This window comes from Clostridium sp. AF21-20LB, assembly GCF_003478795.1.
Classification (GTDB): domain Bacteria; phylum Bacillota; class Clostridia; order Lachnospirales; family Lachnospiraceae; genus Otoolea; species Otoolea fessa.
The window spans coordinates 30,017-46,555 of sequence record NZ_QUGD01000022.1 but is presented as its reverse complement, the minus strand read 5'-3'; the positions used below and the strand labels follow the sequence as shown (position 1 = coordinate 46,555).

General features: G+C 48.8%; 13 protein-coding genes and 1 pseudogene. 3 read left to right on the top strand and 11 right to left on the bottom strand.

All coding sequences use genetic code 11. The features are described from left to right. Nucleotides 1-174: 174 nt before the first annotated feature. From DWX76_RS10870 to DWX76_RS10835, 8 genes and pseudogenes are all read right to left on the bottom strand, one after another. On the bottom strand, nt 175-594 hold the full coding sequence (locus DWX76_RS10870) for a C-GCAxxG-C-C family protein (RefSeq protein ID WP_107000101.1): 420 nt from the start codon (nt 592-594) through the stop codon (nt 175-177). Between the two features lie 347 nt (nt 595-941). Next, nucleotides 942-1,844, bottom strand: coding sequence for an ornithine carbamoyltransferase (gene argF, locus DWX76_RS10865; protein ID WP_022358782.1), 903 nt, complete (start codon nt 1,842-1,844; stop codon nt 942-944). 2 nt (nt 1,845-1,846) lie between these two features. Continuing rightward, on the bottom strand, nt 1,847-3,025 hold the full coding sequence (locus DWX76_RS10860) for an aspartate aminotransferase family protein (protein WP_118570667.1): 1,179 nt from the start codon (nt 3,023-3,025) through the stop codon (nt 1,847-1,849). Between the two features lie 104 nt (nt 3,026-3,129). Beyond that, nucleotides 3,130-3,995 (bottom strand): annotated as a pseudogene (argB, locus tag DWX76_RS10855) (acetylglutamate kinase). Next, nucleotides 3,995-5,203: a bifunctional ornithine acetyltransferase/N-acetylglutamate synthase gene (gene argJ / locus DWX76_RS10850; RefSeq protein WP_118570666.1), complete on the bottom strand. Its 1,209-nt coding sequence runs from the start codon at nt 5,201-5,203 to the stop codon at nt 3,995-3,997. The pseudogene argB and the gene argJ overlap by 1 nt, the downstream one beginning before the upstream one ends. A gap of 295 nt (nt 5,204-5,498) precedes the next feature. Further along, a complete protein-coding gene (gene argC / locus DWX76_RS10845; protein ID WP_118522152.1) occupies nt 5,499-6,437 on the bottom strand; it encodes an N-acetyl-gamma-glutamyl-phosphate reductase in 939 nt (312 codons plus the stop codon). A gap of 22 nt (nt 6,438-6,459) precedes the next feature. Further along, on the bottom strand, nt 6,460-7,851 hold the full coding sequence (gene argH / locus DWX76_RS10840; protein ID WP_022358445.1) for an argininosuccinate lyase: 1,392 nt from the start codon (nt 7,849-7,851) through the stop codon (nt 6,460-6,462). Between the two features lie 129 nt (nt 7,852-7,980). After that, nucleotides 7,981-9,231: an argininosuccinate synthase gene (locus tag DWX76_RS10835; RefSeq protein WP_118570665.1), complete on the bottom strand. Its 1,251-nt coding sequence runs from the start codon at nt 9,229-9,231 to the stop codon at nt 7,981-7,983. A 400-nt stretch (nt 9,232-9,631) separates the two neighbouring features. Between DWX76_RS10835 and DWX76_RS10830 the strand changes: the two genes are divergently transcribed. Both DWX76_RS10830 and DWX76_RS10825 read left to right on the top strand, forming a co-directional pair. Further along, entirely contained in the window at nt 9,632-10,786 is a 1,155-nt protein-coding gene (locus DWX76_RS10830; RefSeq protein ID WP_118490588.1) for an NADP-dependent malic enzyme, read from the top strand. A gap of 87 nt (nt 10,787-10,873) precedes the next feature. Next, nucleotides 10,874-11,413: a DUF4364 family protein gene (locus tag DWX76_RS10825; protein ID WP_107000108.1), complete on the top strand. Its 540-nt coding sequence runs from the start codon at nt 10,874-10,876 to the stop codon at nt 11,411-11,413. A gap of 203 nt (nt 11,414-11,616) precedes the next feature. Here the strand turns inward: DWX76_RS10825 and glmS are convergent, their stop codons facing one another. Further along, a complete protein-coding gene (gene glmS / locus DWX76_RS10820; RefSeq protein WP_118522149.1) occupies nt 11,617-13,458 on the bottom strand; it encodes a glutamine--fructose-6-phosphate transaminase (isomerizing) in 1,842 nt (613 codons plus the stop codon). Between the two features lie 471 nt (nt 13,459-13,929). Between glmS and DWX76_RS10815 the strand changes: the two genes are divergently transcribed. Continuing rightward, nucleotides 13,930-14,835: a tyrosine-type recombinase/integrase gene (locus DWX76_RS10815; protein WP_118570664.1), complete on the top strand. Its 906-nt coding sequence runs from the start codon at nt 13,930-13,932 to the stop codon at nt 14,833-14,835. On the opposite strand, the gene DWX76_RS15165 is transcribed toward DWX76_RS10815, so the two are convergent. Together DWX76_RS15165 and DWX76_RS10810 are read right to left on the bottom strand one after the other, a co-directional pair. Then, the gene (locus tag DWX76_RS15165) at nt 14,771-15,238 is read right to left on the bottom strand and encodes a hypothetical protein (protein WP_412694057.1); all 468 of its coding nucleotides are present in this window, start codon (nt 15,236-15,238) and stop codon (nt 14,771-14,773) included. The two genes, DWX76_RS10815 and DWX76_RS15165, sit on opposite strands and share 65 nt — an antisense overlap. 56 nt (nt 15,239-15,294) lie before the next feature. Then, nucleotides 15,295-16,311, bottom strand: coding sequence for a hypothetical protein (locus DWX76_RS10810; protein WP_412694056.1), 1,017 nt, complete (start codon nt 16,309-16,311; stop codon nt 15,295-15,297). Nucleotides 16,312-16,539 lie beyond the last annotated feature (228 nt).

Here is a 16,539-nt window from a genome sequence, read left to right as displayed (position 1 = left end):
GAACCGAAAGTGCCGTAAGAAAACGTGGTGGCAGCAGGAATTTGCCGTATTTAAATGCGAAGCCACGGCAAATTCCGTTACTGGGCACGTATGCGTGAACAGTAACAAAATCGGCTGCCCGCGCGTTGCTGTACGGCACTTACAGTTTCAAACGTGCCAATTTGCGAGGATATATTAGAACAATACTTCTCCGATAATCTCCACCGCATCGCTGATGCAGTCCGGACAGGCACGCAGCACATTTCCCGTTTCCACACCCTTCAAATCCCTACAGACCACGCTCTGGTTCTTCTCAAGGAAACGCGCGATGCACTCTCTGGCATCCTTATAAGAAACCGCCTTCGAATTCGCCAGCTCCAGATCCCCTGTACTATCCTTCAGCCCCGCCAGCACAGCCGCCGCCGAAATGGCCCCGCAGGTACCATTCATGCCGCCCATGCCAAGACCAAGCCCCTCCGTCACCTTAAACAGCGCCACCTTGTCCAAATCCACCTTATCCGCAAACGCACACGCCACCGACTGGGCACAATTATACCCCATTGCATGAAACTGAGCCGCCTGCTGCTGACGCGCTGAAATCTCCTCTTTTGTCATACTGATACCTCCTAAAATTTTCTTAATCTGCTAAATTTTTTATATTGTACTATTTATGCCAATTATAACATACATTCCCACTTTTTAAACACCCCAAAAAGCATACAACATACAGCGCCAGAAGCCAAATGCCCTCCGTTGCATTTGCAGGAGTCTTGGTAACTCTTGGCTTGCAGAGATTTGTGTTAGAGTTCAAAATACACCTGTCTGAGCAAAGCGAGTTTGTATTTTGGACTCTGCTTTTAACAAATCTATGCAAGCCTAGTGTTACCGGCTCCGAAACCGCAACGGAGGGCATTTGGCTTCTGGCGCGTCACCTTGCCATTTTTATGCATTTCTATATATTTCTATTTCATCAGCGTAACCATAACCGCCTTCTGGGCATGCAACCGGTTTTCCGCCTCTTCAAAGATCTCAGACGCATGTTCTTCAAAGATCTTCTCGGTAATCTCCTGTCCACGGTAAGCCGGCAGACAGTGCATTACCATCGCCCCCGGTTTTGCCGCAGCCATCAGTTCATCATTGATCTGATATCCCTGGAATGCCTGCTGGCGGATCTTCTTCTCTTCTTCCTGACCCATGGAAGTCCATGTATCTGTGATGACAACGTCTGCATTTTCCACTGCCTTGATCGGATCATTTACCAGTGTAAATGCGTCATTGCCAGCTGCAAAATCCAGCACTTCTTTCGCCGGACGGTAATTATCCGGAGTTGCGATAGATACCTGCATATCCGATTTCAGACCGCCTACGATCAAGGAGTTCGCCATGTTATTGCCGTCGCCGATGTAACACATCTTGAGCCCTTTCAGTACGCCGTATTTCTCACGGATCGTCATCAGATCAGCCAGTACCTGGCACGGATGGCAGAAATCAGTCAGACCGTTGATGATCGGGATAGAACCGTATTTTGCCAGATCCTCCACTTCTTTCTGCTCGTAGGTACGGATCATGATGCCGTCCAGATAACGGGAGAGTACGCGTGCGGTATCCTGTACCGGCTCACCGCGTCCGATCTGTAAGTCGCGGGAGGAAAGGAACAGTGCCTGTCCGCCGAGCTGGAACATACCGGTCTCAAACGAAACTCTGGTACGGGTGGATGACTTCTGGAAAATCAGACCGATGGATTTGCCCTCCAGAAGACGATGTGAAATGTGATGTTTCCGCTCATATTTTAACTGATCTGCCAGATCCAGAATCGAGGTAATCTCCTCCGGTGTGCAGTCCAACAGCTTTAATAAATGCTTCATGTCTAAAATACCTCCCTCATAGCAGCGATTGCCTCGTCCATCTCCTCTTTCGTGATAACAAGCGGCGGAAGCAGACGGATCGCCTCTGTACCGGCTGTCAGGACCAGGACGCCTTTCTCCATCAACTGACTGACCATCGCAGCTCTCTCGTCTTTGTCCACTACGATGCCTAACATCAGTCCCATGCCGCGAACGGTTTTTACCTTCGGAGAACCGATCGCTAAAATCTCCTTTTTCAGGTACTCGCCCTTTTCCTGAACCGATTTCAGGAATTCCGGCTTATTTACAATATCTAATACAGTATTGGCTGCCGCACAGCAGAGCGGATTGCCGCCGAAGGTTGTACCGTGCGTACCGGCGCCCAGTACATCCTGACATTTCTTATCCGCCATGACAGCACCGATCGGAACGCCGCCGCCGAGTCCTTTTGCCATGCTGATGATGTTCGGCTGAACACCGTACTGCTCATAGCAGAACAGGCTTCCGGTACGTCCGATGCCCGTCTGAACCTCGTCAATCAGAAGCAGGATGTCCTTCTCCTTGCAGATCTCGGCAGTTGCCTGTACAAATTCCTTATCAAGCGGAAGGACGCCGCCCTCGCCCTGAATCATCTCCATCATGACAGCGCAGGTCGTATCATCAATCTTGCGCTTCATGTCTTCGATATCATTGGCTGCCGCATAATCAAATCCTTCCGTGAATGGGAAGAAATACTGATGGAACTTGTCCTGTCCGGTTGCCTTTAATGTCGTCACGGTACGTCCGTGGAAGGACTGTTTCAGCGTGATAATCTTATTTCTTCCCTCGCCGTATTTGTCAAAGGAATACTTTCTTGCCAGCTTGATCATGCCCTCGTTGGCTTCCGCACCGGAGTTTGCAAAAAAGATTTTTCCCATTCCGGCTGCATCGACCAACTTCTTTGCTGCCTGCACCATCGGCTCGGTGTAATACAGGTTGCAGGCATGCATCAGCTTATGTGCCTGCTCCGATACCGCAGTCGTCAGCGCCTCGTTGTCATGGCCAAGACTGTTGACACCGATGCCAGAGGTCAGATCAATGTATTTCTTTCCGTCCGTATCCCACAGCGTCGCGCCTTTTCCGTGATCCAGCGCAATCGGAAAGCGGCCGTATGTATGCATGATATATGTTTCTTCGCCCTGCTTGATTTCTTCAAATGTCATAAAAAACCTCCTAACGCCCACATCTGCCCGCAAAGCTTCCAGCACCCGTCCTGCATTTCAGCTAAAACAGCCCGGATTCGTGCAGAATCTAGTTCATCTGCTGTTTACGAGAACATGGTTCCTACACCGTCATTGCTCAAAAGCTCGACCAGAATCGAGTGCGGCACACGACCATCCTGGATATTGGCACGTTCTACGCCCTGGCGCACTGCCTCAACGCAGCAATCTACCTTCGGAATCATGCCGCCGGAGATCACGCCCTCTTTGATGAGTGCCGGAACCTCGGAAACTTTCAGTCTCGGAATCAATGTCGAATCGTCTTTCGGATCGCGCATCAGACCGCATACATCCGTCAGAAGAATCAATTTTTTCGCTTTCAGTGCCACCGCCAGCTTCTCCGCTGCCGTATCTGCATTGATGTTATAGTTTGTCTCCTCGTCCATGCCTGCTGCCACGGAGGAAACAACCGGGATAAAGCCCTCATTTAAAACATCGAGAACGACTTTCTCATTGACTTCTTTAATATCTCCCACATAGCCGTATTCCGTTCCATCCGGATCGACTAACTGGATCGCCTTGAAGAGTCCGCCGTCCATGCCGCCCAGACCAACGGCACGTCCGCCTGCTTTCTCAAACAGGGAAACAAGGTTTTTGTTGACCTTACCGCAGAGAATCATCTGGACAATATCCATCGTTTCGCGGTCTGTGTAGCGCAGACCTTTGACAAATTTAGACTCTTTTCCGATTTTTTTGAGCATCTCCGAAATTTCCGGACCGCCGCCGTGTACCAGCACGACCTTGATGCCTACCAGATTTAAAAGGACGATATCCTCAATCACCGCCTGCTTTAAATCTTCATTAATCATGCGTTTCCGCCGTATTTTACAACGATAATTTTACCTGCATATTCCTGAATATAAGGCAGTGCCTCTACCAGGACTTCTGCGCTCATTTTTGATCCTGTTTTCATCACGTCCGATAATCTCCATTAATCTTCACATAATCATAGGTCAAATCGCATCCCCAGCAGGTAGCGCTTCCGCTGCCTTCCTGAAGCGTTACATTGATCTCCACTTCATCCTGGCTTAAGATTTTCTTTGCCAGATCTTCATCAAAATCAAGTCCTCTGCCGTCCTCACAGACCGCAATGCTGCCCTCTTTGGAAGCAAACTCGACTAACACTTTCTCCGTGTTAAACTCAGCTCCGGAATAGCCCATCGCGCAGAGAACGCGTCCCCAGTTCGCATCGGAACCGAACATTGCTGCTTTGGTCAGGGAAGAACCGGCGATGGATTTTGCCAGTACCTCGGCTGTCTCCTCGTCCTTCGCTCCCTTCACGGTACAGGTCATCAGCTTGCTTGCGCCCTCGCCGTCTGCCGCAATCTTACGAGCCAGATCCTGCATAACCGTCTGCAATGCCTCGCGGAATGCCTCGTATGCCGGATCTTCTGCAGTAATCTCCGCATTGCCAGCCATACCATTTGCCAGAACGGTACACATATCGTTGGTGGAAGTATCGCCGTCAACAGTCACACGGTTGAAGGTACGTTTTACATTGAATAACAGCGCCTTGCGGATCATCTCGCTGCTGACTGCACAATCGGTTGTGATGAAGCACAGCATCGTTCCCATATTCGGGTGAATCATGCCGGAACCCTTACAGATACCGCCGATGTGGCAGGTTGTTCCATCTACATCAAATTCAACAGCGATCGTCTTCACTTTTGTATCGGTCGTCATGATCGCTTCTGCAGCTACCAGGGAGTTGTCATATTTCATCTCCATCTCGCCTGCATGAGCCTCGATCGCCTCAACCGGAAGCGTCTGACCGATGACGCCGGTCGATGCTACGATTACATTTTCCTCCGAAACGCCCAGCGCTCGCGCGCCTGCCTTTGCCTGTCTTCTTGCATTCTCCATGCCAAACGGAGCGCACGCGTTCGCATTTCCGGAATTGACAATAACCGCCTGTGCCTTTCCGTCGGCCAGATGTTCCTTTGTCAGTAAAATCGGTGATGCCTTGACGCGGTTGGTCGTATAAACCGCCGATGCGTTGCAGACACAGTCCGAAAGGATCATCGCCAGATCCTTTTTTGTATGAGATTTGCGGATTCCACAGCGCATCGCGCCCACTTTAAATCCTTTTGCAGCACAAACACCGCCTTCGATTATCTTCATATGACATTCCTCCTGTCATTTTTAATGTACTCTCGGAATCTTTCTGTGCTTGATTTTGTGAGATGTTTTTTTGTCAGTTGTGCCCAAATTTCTGAGGCGTACGCGGTGCGTACGTTGATGAAATTCGGGTGCGGCTGGCGGAAAATCAGCCACAAAAGCAAGTGCAGAAAGACTCCGAGAGTACATTTTTATATAACTTCGCGTCTATAGTCCCCCGCAGCTATTTTATGGTTTTATCTCTCAACCTCAAAATATCTAAAAAAACCATCTGCCGTTCTTTTATTATAGCACTTTTCTATAGTGCCAGTCCAGCTGTCTCCTCAAATCCGAGCATCAGGTTCATGTTCTGAACGGCTGCGCCTGAAGCACCCTTTCCAAGATTATCAAAGAGCGCCGTCACCATGGTCTGTTCCCCGTGACCATTGACGATCAGCTCCAGACTGTCTCGACCTGCCATATCTGCCGCCGCGATCATACCGTCATATCCAAACGGATGTACCTTAATGAGCTTCTGTCCGTCATACCAGCCAGCCAGCTTCTCATAGATATCTTCCGCGGTCGGCCCGCCGTTTAAGAGGCGGTTCTGAAGCTGGATCGTGACCGCCATTCCTTTATAGTAGTCATCCACGATCGGACTAAAGACCGGCGGATAATCAAGTCCGCAGACCTTCTGCATCTCCGGTAGATGCTTATGTTTCAGCGTCAGACCATAAATACGGGGTGCGAAATAGCTCTGCGGCTTCTCCGGCGATTCATACTCGGCAATCATCTTTTTACCGCCGCCGGAATAGCCGGTCAGGGAAAAGACTGTCATCGGATAATCCTTCGGGATGATCCCCTGCGCCACCAGCGGATAAACGGAAGTGATAAATCCAGTTGCATGGCAGCCTGGATTCGCCACCCGGCTGGATGTTTTGATCGCCTCGCGGTGCTCCTTTGAAAGTTCCGCCATGCCGTACGCCCATCCTTTGGCTGTCCGGTGCGCGGTAGATGCATCAATGATGCGCGCCCCAGAACCTTCCGCCAGTGCAACTGCCTCAACCGCTGCCGCATCCGGCAGGCACAGGAATACGATATCCGCCGCATGAATCAGCTTTCTTCGCTCTTCCGTGTCCTTGCGCTTTGCCTCATCGATCAGAAGCAGCTCGATGTCCCCTCTTTTCGCCAGACGATCGTAAATCTGCAGTCCGGTTGTTCCTTCTTTTCCGTCTATATAAATCTTCGGTTTCGCCATTGTTCGTCCCCCGTTTCCTGTCCTACTCCTGAACCTTGTGTTCGCTTACAAATTTCTCAATCACAGAAATCTGGCGGGTTACTTCCTCCGGAGCCGGTCCGCCGATTACCTTACGTCCACGTACACAGGTCTTCAAATCAATCGCTTCATATACGTCATTTTCAAAGACATCGGAATGTGTCTTGTACTCTTCCAGTGTCAGATCGGCTAAGGACTTGTCCTCACGTACACACTGGGCTACCAGCTGTCCGACGGTCTTGTATGCGTCACGGAACGGCATTCCCTTCTTGGTCAGGTAATCTGCACAGTCCGTTGCGTTGATGAAGCCTTTCAGAGCCGCTTTCTTCATATTGTCTTTCAGGATCTGCATCGTGGAGAACATTGGAGTCAGCACGCGCAGGCACTGTTTTACGGTGTCAATCGCATCAAAGACTGCCTCTTTGTCTTCCTGCATATCCTTGTTGTATGCCAGCGGAATACCCTTTAACATGGTAAGAAGGGTAAACAGATCGCCGTACACGCGACCGGTCTTGCCGCGGACCAGCTCGCAGACATCCGGATTCTTCTTCTGCGGCATGATGGAGGAACCGGTTGAAAATGCGTCATCCAGCTCTACAAACTTGAACTCCCAGGAACACCAGGAAATAATCTCCTCAGAGAAACGGGACAGATGCATCATCAGAATGGATAACGCTGCCGTCAGCTCTACGCAGTAATCACGGTCGGAAACACCGTCTAAGGAGTTGTTGGTCACTCTGGCAAATCCAAGCTGCTGGCGTACAAAATCACGGTCGATCGGATAAGTCGTGGAAGCCAGCGCGCCAGATCCGAGCGGCATATCATCCATGCCCTCTAAGCAGTTTTCCAGACGGATTACATCACGGCGCATCATATTGGCATATGCCATCATATAATGTCCAAATGTAACCGGCTGTGCACGCTGCAGATGTGTATAACCCGGCATAACAGTTTCCAGATTGTTCTTTGCGCTCTCGCAGAGTGCTTCCATGAAATCGAGAATTTCCTTTTTGATCGCCACGATCTCTTTCTTCACGTAAAGACGCATATCCAGTGCAACCTGATCATTTCTGGATCTCGCCGTGTGAAGACGTTTTCCGGCATCGCCGATGCGCTCGGTCAGAATCTGCTCTACATTCATATGAATATCCTCATAATCCTGTGAGAAATGAATCTTACCTGCCTCAATATCCGCTAAGATACCTTTCAGTCCTTCGATAATCTTGTCTGATTCTTCCTTCGCAATGATACCCTGCTTGCCCAGCATAGCCGCATGGGCCATGGAGCCTGTGATATCTTCCTTATAAAGACGACAGTCAAAGGAAATCGATGAGTTAAAATCATTTACCTCCAGATCTGTCTCTTTTCCGAATCGTCCTGCCCATAACTTTGCCATAAGTGTAAACTCCTTTTTATTCTCTGATTTAGAACCAATGCGACCATTGGAACCGGCAGATACCGGAAAACCAATGGTCACCATCGGCTGCGGGCTTGTCGCCTGCAGATTATTTATTATTTTCCTAAATTACTCTACGCCTGGAAAATGCTCGCCGGTCCTTGCTGCCAGAACTTCGTCGTTCAGGGCGCGAACCTTGATCGGAAGTCCAAACAGGTTGATGAATCCAGCGGAATCTGCCTGATCGTAGCAGTCATCCTCATCGAAGGTAGCCATACCTGCGGAATACAGGCTGTACGGGGATGTAACAGATGCCGGAATAATGTTGCCCTTGTAGAGTTTCAGTTTTACATCACCGGTTACGGTCTCCTGTGTGGAATCAACAAATGCGCTCATCGCCTTGCGAAGCGGTGTGTACCACTGACCGTTGTATACTAACTCAGCGAACTTGAGAGCCAGCTGCTGTTTGTAGTGCTGTGTCTCTTTGTCCAGAGTGATTTCTTCCAGTTTCTCATGTGCCTTGTAAAGAATAGCTCCGCCAGGAGTCTCATAAACACCGCGGCTCTTCATGCCAACCAGACGGTTCTCTACGATATCCAGCAGACCACAGCCATTCTCACCGCCTAATTTGTTCAGAGTCTCGATTACCTTCTCTGCATCCATCTCCTCGCCATTTACACTGGTCGGAACACCCTTCTCGAAGTGGATGGTTACATAAGCAGCTTTATCCGGTGCATTCTCCGGAGATACGCCCAACTCAAGGAATCCAGGTTTGTTGATCGGAGCCTCGTTTGCCGGATCCTCCAGATCCAGACCCTCATGGGACAAATGCCACAGGTTCTTATCCTTTGAGTAGTTGGTCTCTTTCGTAATCTTTAACGGAATGTTGTGAGCCTCTGCGTACTCGATCTCTTTTTCACGGGAGTTCAGTTCCCAGAAACGCCACGGAGCGATAACATCCATCTGCGGAGCAAATGCCTTGATAGCCAGTTCGAAACGAACCTGATCGTTTCCTTTACCGGTACAGCCGTGGCAGATAGCGTCTGCGCCCTCTTTCTTCGCAATTTCAACGATTCTCTTAGCGATAATCGGACGAGCGAAGGAAGTACCTAACAGGTAATGCTCATAAGTAGCGCCAGCCTTCATGGTCGGGATGATGTACTCATCTACGAACTCTTTCTTCAGATCCTCGATGTACAGCTTGGAAGCACCTGTCTTTAATGCCTTCTCTTCCAGACCATCCAGCTCCGCACCCTGACCTACGTCAGCGGAAACTGCGATAACCTCACAGCCATAGTTTTCTTTCAGCCACGGGATTAAAACCGATGTGTCCAGACCGCCTGAATATGCAAGAACAATTTTATTATATTTCTTAGCCATTTTTCATTTCCTCCAATCATTTGCCTGCGTGATGCTTTTTTCTTTGTCCATCCAGTCAACTAAGACCGGCAGATTTATATGCCTCACGTGAAATTACCCAGATTATACCTCCTTGATCCTAATTATGCAATACTTTTTTTGCATTTTTATGAATAATTTTTGTATAAAAACGTGTTTTATGCATTTTTCATGTGTTTTATGCATAAAAATAACATTTACGGACTTCATTTATATGCTATGCTACATGATAGGTATAAATATTATAAATAAGTGGTACTGTGTGTGTACAGTAACATGGTACTGCCCTTCCTGCATTCTAAAATATGCATCTTGATTTAAAATGTCAAAATTGCTATTATAATGTAAGAATAAAATGAAAGCATTCGAAAGGATAAAAACCATGACGATCAATGAAAAAGCACTCGAACTTCATGAAAAATGGAACGGCAAGCTCGATACCGTCTCCAAAGTACAGGTAAAAACCAGAGAGGATCTGGCTCTGGCATACACACCGGGCGTTGCAGAACCATGTAAGGTAATTGCAAAAGATCCGGAAGCTGCATACCGCTACACCATCAAGTCCAACACTGTAGCCGTTGTCTCCGACGGAAGCGCCGTTCTGGGACTTGGCAATATCGGACCGTTAGCAGCTATGCCGGTTATGGAAGGAAAAGCCGTTCTGTTTAAAGAGTTCGGCGGCATCAATGCATTCCCGATCTGCCTCGACACACAGGACACCGAGGAGATCATCGAGACAGTTGTCCGCATTGCCCCGGCATTCGGCGGTATCAACCTGGAGGACATCTCCGCACCGCGCTGCTTTGAGATCGAGGAACGTTTAAAGAAACTGTTAAACATTCCGGTTTTCCACGATGATCAGCACGGAACCGCCATCGTCGTACTGGCAGGCATCATCAACGCCCTGAAAGTAACCGGCAAGAAGAAGGAAGACTGCCGCGTCGTTGTCAACGGCGCCGGAAGCGCAGGCGTTGCCATTACCAAACTGCTCTTAAACTACGGATTCCCGCATATCACCATGTGTGATAAGACCGGTATGCTCTGCAAGGGCATGGAAGGGCTTAACTGGATGCAGGAAAAGATGGTCGAAGTTACCAACTTAGAGCACAAGACGGGCACACTTGCCGATGCATTAAAAGGCGCTGACATCTTCGTAGGCGTGTCTGCTCCGGGCATCGTTTCCCAGGAGATGGTTGCTTCCATGAATAAGGATTCCATTCTCTTCGCAATGGCAAACCCGGTACCGGAGATCATGCCGGATCTGGCAAAAGCTGCTGGTGCAAGAGTCGTAGGAACCGGACGTTCCGATTTCCCGAACCAGGTCAACAACGTTCTCATCTTCCCAGGCATCTTCCGCGGCGCTCTGGAAGGACGCGCAACCGCTATCACCGAAGAAATGAAACTGGCTGCTGCCAACGCAATTGCTGCTCTGGTTGATGACAGCGAATTGAGCGACGAGAACATTCTTCCGGCAGCATTTGATCCGCGTGTAGCTGACGCTGTTTCCAAGGCTGTGAAGGAACACATTAAGAAATAAACGTAACAATTCAAGCGATTCTCGCATTTACCGTAAGAACCGCACAAAATTTGCACAGTTACGAAATAATAATAAAGGAGTTTTTCCATGCTGGCTGAACCGATGACACTTTACAAACTGATGAATCTCTATATGCTGCACCAGGTCAATTTTCCGCTGACCAACGCGCAGCTCTCCAATTTTTTCCTGGATCGTGAGTACACCACGTATTTCACACTCCAGCAGGCTTTGAACGAGCTTCTGGATGCAGGTCTGGTAAAAAAGGAGACGATGCGGAACAGCTCCCGCTATGAGATCACTAAGGAGGGCGAGGAAACGCTGGAATTTTTCGGCAAAAACATCTCTCCTGCCATCGTCAGCGACATGGATGAATACCTGAAACAGAACCGCTTCCGCATGCGAAACGAGGTAGGACTGATCTCCGATTTCTATAAATCGACCAATCAGGACTACATCGTTCACTGCGAGGTGCGGGAAGGAAAAGCCGTTCTTGTCAATCTCGATATCTCCGTTCCGGATAAGGAGCAGGCGGAAATCATGTGCAATCACTGGAAGGATCGAAGCCAAGAGATTTATGCTTATGTGATGAAATCTTTGATGAGTGAGCATGGGGTGGAGAAAAAATAAAGACGATAAAAAATCGCATACGAGACGAAAAAGAGAGTCCTCCGCGTGATTGCAAAATCACACGGAGAACTCTCTTTTTCTGTTTAGTTTCAAGCAAAAAACAAGGTCTGCGTCTGACATTTTATGCCTTTTTGCAAACCTTGTCTTTTCTTTCCATTTATATTACTTTTTCTAGATCTATAACAACACCATAAAAAGCTCTATTACTCTACCGTAACACTCTTCGCCAGGTTTCTAGGCTTATCTACATCCAGTCCCTTCGATACACTTACATAATATCCCAGCAGCTGCAGCGGCACAACCGCTAAGCTCGGTGTGAAGTGCTCGTCAGTCTTCGGTATATAGACTGCGAAATCGACGGTGTCTTCAATATTGTAGTTGCCTGCAGTTGTGAGTCCCATGAGGTAAGCGCCGCGGCATTTTACTTCTACCATGTTGCTGATCATCTTCTCATATAGGGCTTCCTGGGTCAGGATGCTGACTACGAGGATACCATCCTCAATCAGGCTGATGGTTCCGTGTTTTAATTCTCCAGCTGCATATGCTTCGGAATGGATGTAGCTGATCTCTTTTAATTTCAGGCTGCCTTCCATGCTGACTGCGTAATCGATGCCGCGGCCGATGAAGAACACGTCTTTTGCATTGGCATATTTCGCTGCGAACCACTGGATGCGTTCTTTGTCATTTTCGAGCAGCTTCGCAATCTGATCCGGCAGTTCCTGCAGGGCTGCAAGGAGTTCTTCATATTTTTCTTCTGTGATCGTACCGCGCACATGGGCAAACTGCACGCCCAGAAGATATCCGGCAACCAGCTGTGTGCTATATGCCTTGGTGGTCGCCACCGCAATCTCCGGACCTGCCAATGTGTAGAAAATATGATCTGCCTCACGCGCAATCGTGGAACCTACCACATTGACAATCGCCATCGTAGGAACGCCCTGGCTCTTTGCCAGACGCAGGGCTGCCAGGCTGTCGGCTGTCTCGCCCGACTGGCTGATGATGATAACCAGACTGTTCTCTTCCAGAATCGGGTTCCGGTAACGGAACTCGGAAGCCAGCTCGACGCGGACCGGAATACGCGCCAGATCTTCGATCACATACTGAGCTGCCACGCCTGCATGGTAAGCAGAACCACACGCTACGATATAAATACGCTTTAACGAACGAATGACATCATCGGAAAGTCCCGCCTCGGTCAGGTCAATATGACCATCGCGGATGACTGAATTTAATGTATCCCGAACCGCACGCGGCTGTTCATGGATCTCCTTAATCATGAAATGCTCATAACCTCCCTTTTCAGCAGCTTCTGCATCCCACTCAATCGTCACAAGTTCTTTCTGAATCTCTTCCTGATCAATATTATAGAAAGTAACCTCTCCCTTATGTAAGCGTCCCAATTCCTGGTTGCCGATATAGTATACCTTGCGGGTATATGGAAGCAGGGGCGGAACATCCGACGCGATAAAGGATTCACCCTCGCCTACTCCGATGATCATCGGGTTATCCTGACGGGCTACAAAGATCTCCTCCGGATAATCCTTAAACATAACCGCCAGTGCATACGTGCCACGGATACGCATCATCGCACGCGCCATCGCATCGAGCGGTCCCTCGTTGTATTTCTTATAATAATGATCGATCAGCTTTACAGCCACCTCTGTATCAGTATCTGAATAAAACGTATATCCATTTTTAATCAGTTTTTCGCGAATTTCCTGATAGTTTTCGATAATACCATTGTGAACCGCTACCACGCTGCGGTCATCCGTGCAGTGCGGATGTGCATTGTTCTCAGACGGCTCCCCGTGTGTCGCCCAGCGGGTATGACCGATACCGCAGTTGCCCCGCATTGCGCGTCCATTGTCTGTTTTCTCTGCCAGCGCGCGCAGACGTCCCTTCGCCTTTACAACCTCCGGTACACGTTCTCCGTCTCTGACTGCCAGACCTGCTGAATCGTATCCACGATATTCAAGCTTCTCCAGACCCGCTAATAAGATCGGAGCCGCCTGCTGGTCTCCTGTATATCCTACGATACCACACATACAATTATTCCTCCTTTTTCCAACCAGGCGAGCCGCTGCCATCATACCGCCTCAGACACTCCCGCCTTCGTATCTCTATCTCAAGAATATGATAAATCTATTGATTCTTCAAAATAGAATCTTCTATAAAATATGTCGTTTATCCCTAAATAGCGCCTGACCGGCACCTTCGATATAGACTTTCTTCTCAGTCATGTACATATTCTGTCTCATTATACCAAAAAAGAATCTTCTTGTCAGCATTTGCTGTAATATTTTCGTCAGTCATCATATAGACACATCTCATTTTAAAACCCTCCGCTATAAGCAGTCACATATTTCTTCTGCATATCTACCTGTAAAATAACGATTGTCCACGACAACTATTTTTTATACAGGAGGTTTCATCATGAAAAACGAAACAATGTACTTTAACGATCTTCTTTCCATCTGGCTGGAAAAGCAGAAACAGGCGCGAGCCTGTCTACCTATGTGAAATACCGGCATCTGGCAGACCGTTATATCTCCCCTTATTTTAGAGCCATCCAGCTTTCAGAGGTCGATCTGCCTATGCTTCAGACATTCCGCAATTCCCTTTTATCCCCGGATTCCCTGCATCCGCTTGGGAACGGAACTATCCGCTGTATTCTTCTGCTCGTCAACTCCATTCTGCGTCTTTCCTATGAAACCGGGCAGACAAACGGCATTCTCTATCTCCCGCCCCGTCTTCCAAAAAAGCGCCCTGAAGTACCTGTTTTTACCCTTCAGGAACAGAAACAGCTCGAACACTATCTAACTGCCCATACAGGAATCTCCGAAGCCGTCATCTATCTGGGACTCTATACAGGGCTGCGGGTTGGAGAACTCTGCGCCCTGCGTTGGGAAAATATTCATTTTTCCGATCGCTATCTCCATGTCCGACACACGGTGCAGCGCCTGACGCGCCTTGACACAACCCATAAATCAGAACTCATTTTATCCGGTCCCAAAAGCATCTCCTCCAACCGTTTGGTTCCCCTGCCCGCTTTCCTTCTGCCGATCCTACAGCCATATTCTCATCCGGAACACCCGGATTATTTTCTGCTGTCACAATCTGCCAGCTTCCCGATGGATCCGCGAACCTTCCAGAATCACTACCAGCGCATTCTATCTCAAGCCGGACTGCGCTATCTGAATTTTCATGCAATCCGGCACACGTTTGCCACCCGCTGTATCACAAATGGCATGGATCCCAAAACGCTCAGCGAAATTCTGGGACACTCCGATTTGAAAGTCACGCTTGAATACTATTTTCATTCCTCTCTGGAATTCAAGAAAGAACAGATCGACCGCCTTACTGCTCTTTCTCCGACCGTCCATACTTCTCTTCCAGATATGCCACATAATATGACGGATTAAAATCTTCCCCCGTCATATCGCGCAGGATCTGACGGCTGTCCTTCAATTTGCCATACTGGTGAATATTTTTCCGCAGATATTCGCGGATTTCTCCCAGGTTTCCAGCCTCCAGTAGTTTTTCTACCGGCAATTCCTTCTTCATCTGGTGATAAATCTGCGCGCCAAAGGCATTTCCTAATGCATAGGACGGAAAATAGCCGATCGATCCCTGTGACCAGTGAATATCCTGCAGTACGCCCTCCCGATCCGTGGACGGGCGTACTCCCAGGTATTCTTCATACTTATCATTCCAGATCTGCGGCAGTTTCTCCACCTCCAGATCCTCCTCAATCAGCATTTTCTCAATTTCATAGCGCACCAGCACATGCAGCGGATAAGAAAGCTCATCCGCTTCCGTCCGGATCAGCCCCGGAACGGTTCTATTAACCGCCGCCAGAAAATTCTCCAGACTCGTCTCCGTCAGCGGCTTCCAAACATCTGCGCCACTTTTCCATAAATCGGTTTCCAGAATGCATGGCTGCGCCCCACGATATTTTCAAAGAAACGGGACTGGCATTCATGCATTCCCATCGAAGTTCCCTGCCCCACCAGCGTCTGTGTCAGGTCATCCCGGATGCCAAATTCATAGATAGCATGTCCCGTCTCATGCAGCACGGAAAAAATCGAAGAATCAATCCGTTTCTGATAATGCGTCGTGATCCGTACATCATGATTGTGCAGATTCGTCGTAAACGGATGGGCGCTGAGTGCCAGTACTCCCCGGTCAAAATCAAAGCCCTCATATTCTGCTAGGAAACGCGCCGCCTCTGCCTGCGCCGCCTCCGGATAATCTGCAGATAAAAAGGCGTCCGGAACCGTCTTCGAGCGCTCTGCCGATTCTTTCAAAAGCGGCACGATTTTCCCTTTCATCAGCTCAAAAAATGGATCTAACATCTCCATATTAAAACCTTTTTCGTAGGTATCCAGCATCACATCGTAAAGCTTCTGTCCCGGCTTTGCCCGGTACGCCGCAAATTTCTTCTGATAGGAAATAATCTCCTTCAAAACAGGGGCAAATGAAGCAAAATCATTTTTCTCTCGCGCACGCGTCCAGATTCCCGTCGCACGCGCCGTAAGTTCTGCATACGCACGGTATTCCTCCGGCGGAATGCAGGAAAGCCGCTCCTGCTCCTCGGCTGCTTCCCGGAGAATTGCCGACTGCACCTCATCAAATACGCCCGCATTCTCTTTTTCTGCCTTCTGGCAGGCATCCAGCAGCTCCTTAAAACGCATTGACGCCAGAATCTCCTGATACTGCTCCGAAAGTGAACCTATCACCCGCGCGGTATGCTCTGCTGCACCCTTCGGCGCCAGCGTCTCATCATCCCACTCAAACAAAACCATCGACGTCTGAAGCGCCATCGCCCGCTCCAAAAGAGACTGCAGCTCCTCAAACTGTTTTTTTACATTCTGATTCTTCTGTTCTGTCTGTGCCATTTTCCTGCCTCCTGTCTTTTTTTCGTAATTCTATCATCCAAATTCTGTGTATTTTTTAGGTTCCGCTGCACATATGCCTGCATTCTTTTGTAATATGAGCCATTTCCATCTTCATCATACCAGATTTTCTTTCTTCTGTTTCTTATATCTTTCTTATGATTTTTTACAGTTCACACATTGTGCAAACTGTAACAGGATTTTCTCATGATGCCTTATGTGACTTTCCAA

Coding starts and splice junctions, on each gene's coding strand:
- DWX76_RS10810 (WP_412694056.1), bottom strand. CDS start 16,311: ATGGCACAGACAGAACAGAAGAATCAGAATGTAAAAAAACAGTTTGAG.
- argH (WP_022358445.1), bottom strand. CDS start 7,851: ATGGCAAAGTTATGGGCAGGACGATTCGGAAAAGAGACAGATCTGGAG.
- argF (WP_022358782.1), bottom strand. CDS start 1,844: ATGAAGCATTTATTAAAGCTGTTGGACTGCACACCGGAGGAGATTACC.
- DWX76_RS10825 (WP_107000108.1), top strand. CDS start 10,874: ATGCTGGCTGAACCGATGACACTTTACAAACTGATGAATCTCTATATG.
- argC (WP_118522152.1), bottom strand. CDS start 6,437: ATGGCGAAACCGAAGATTTATATAGACGGAAAAGAAGGAACAACCGGA.
- glmS (WP_118522149.1), bottom strand. CDS start 13,458: ATGTGTGGTATCGTAGGATATACAGGAGACCAGCAGGCGGCTCCGATC.
- DWX76_RS10835 (WP_118570665.1), bottom strand. CDS start 9,231: ATGGCTAAGAAATATAATAAAATTGTTCTTGCATATTCAGGCGGTCTG.
- argJ (WP_118570666.1), bottom strand. CDS start 5,203: ATGAAGATAATCGAAGGCGGTGTTTGTGCTGCAAAAGGATTTAAAGTG.
- DWX76_RS10870 (WP_107000101.1), bottom strand. CDS start 594: ATGACAAAAGAGGAGATTTCAGCGCGTCAGCAGCAGGCGGCTCAGTTT.
- DWX76_RS10860 (WP_118570667.1), bottom strand. CDS start 3,025: ATGACATTTGAAGAAATCAAGCAGGGCGAAGAAACATATATCATGCAT.
- DWX76_RS10830 (WP_118490588.1), top strand. CDS start 9,632: ATGACGATCAATGAAAAAGCACTCGAACTTCATGAAAAATGGAACGGC.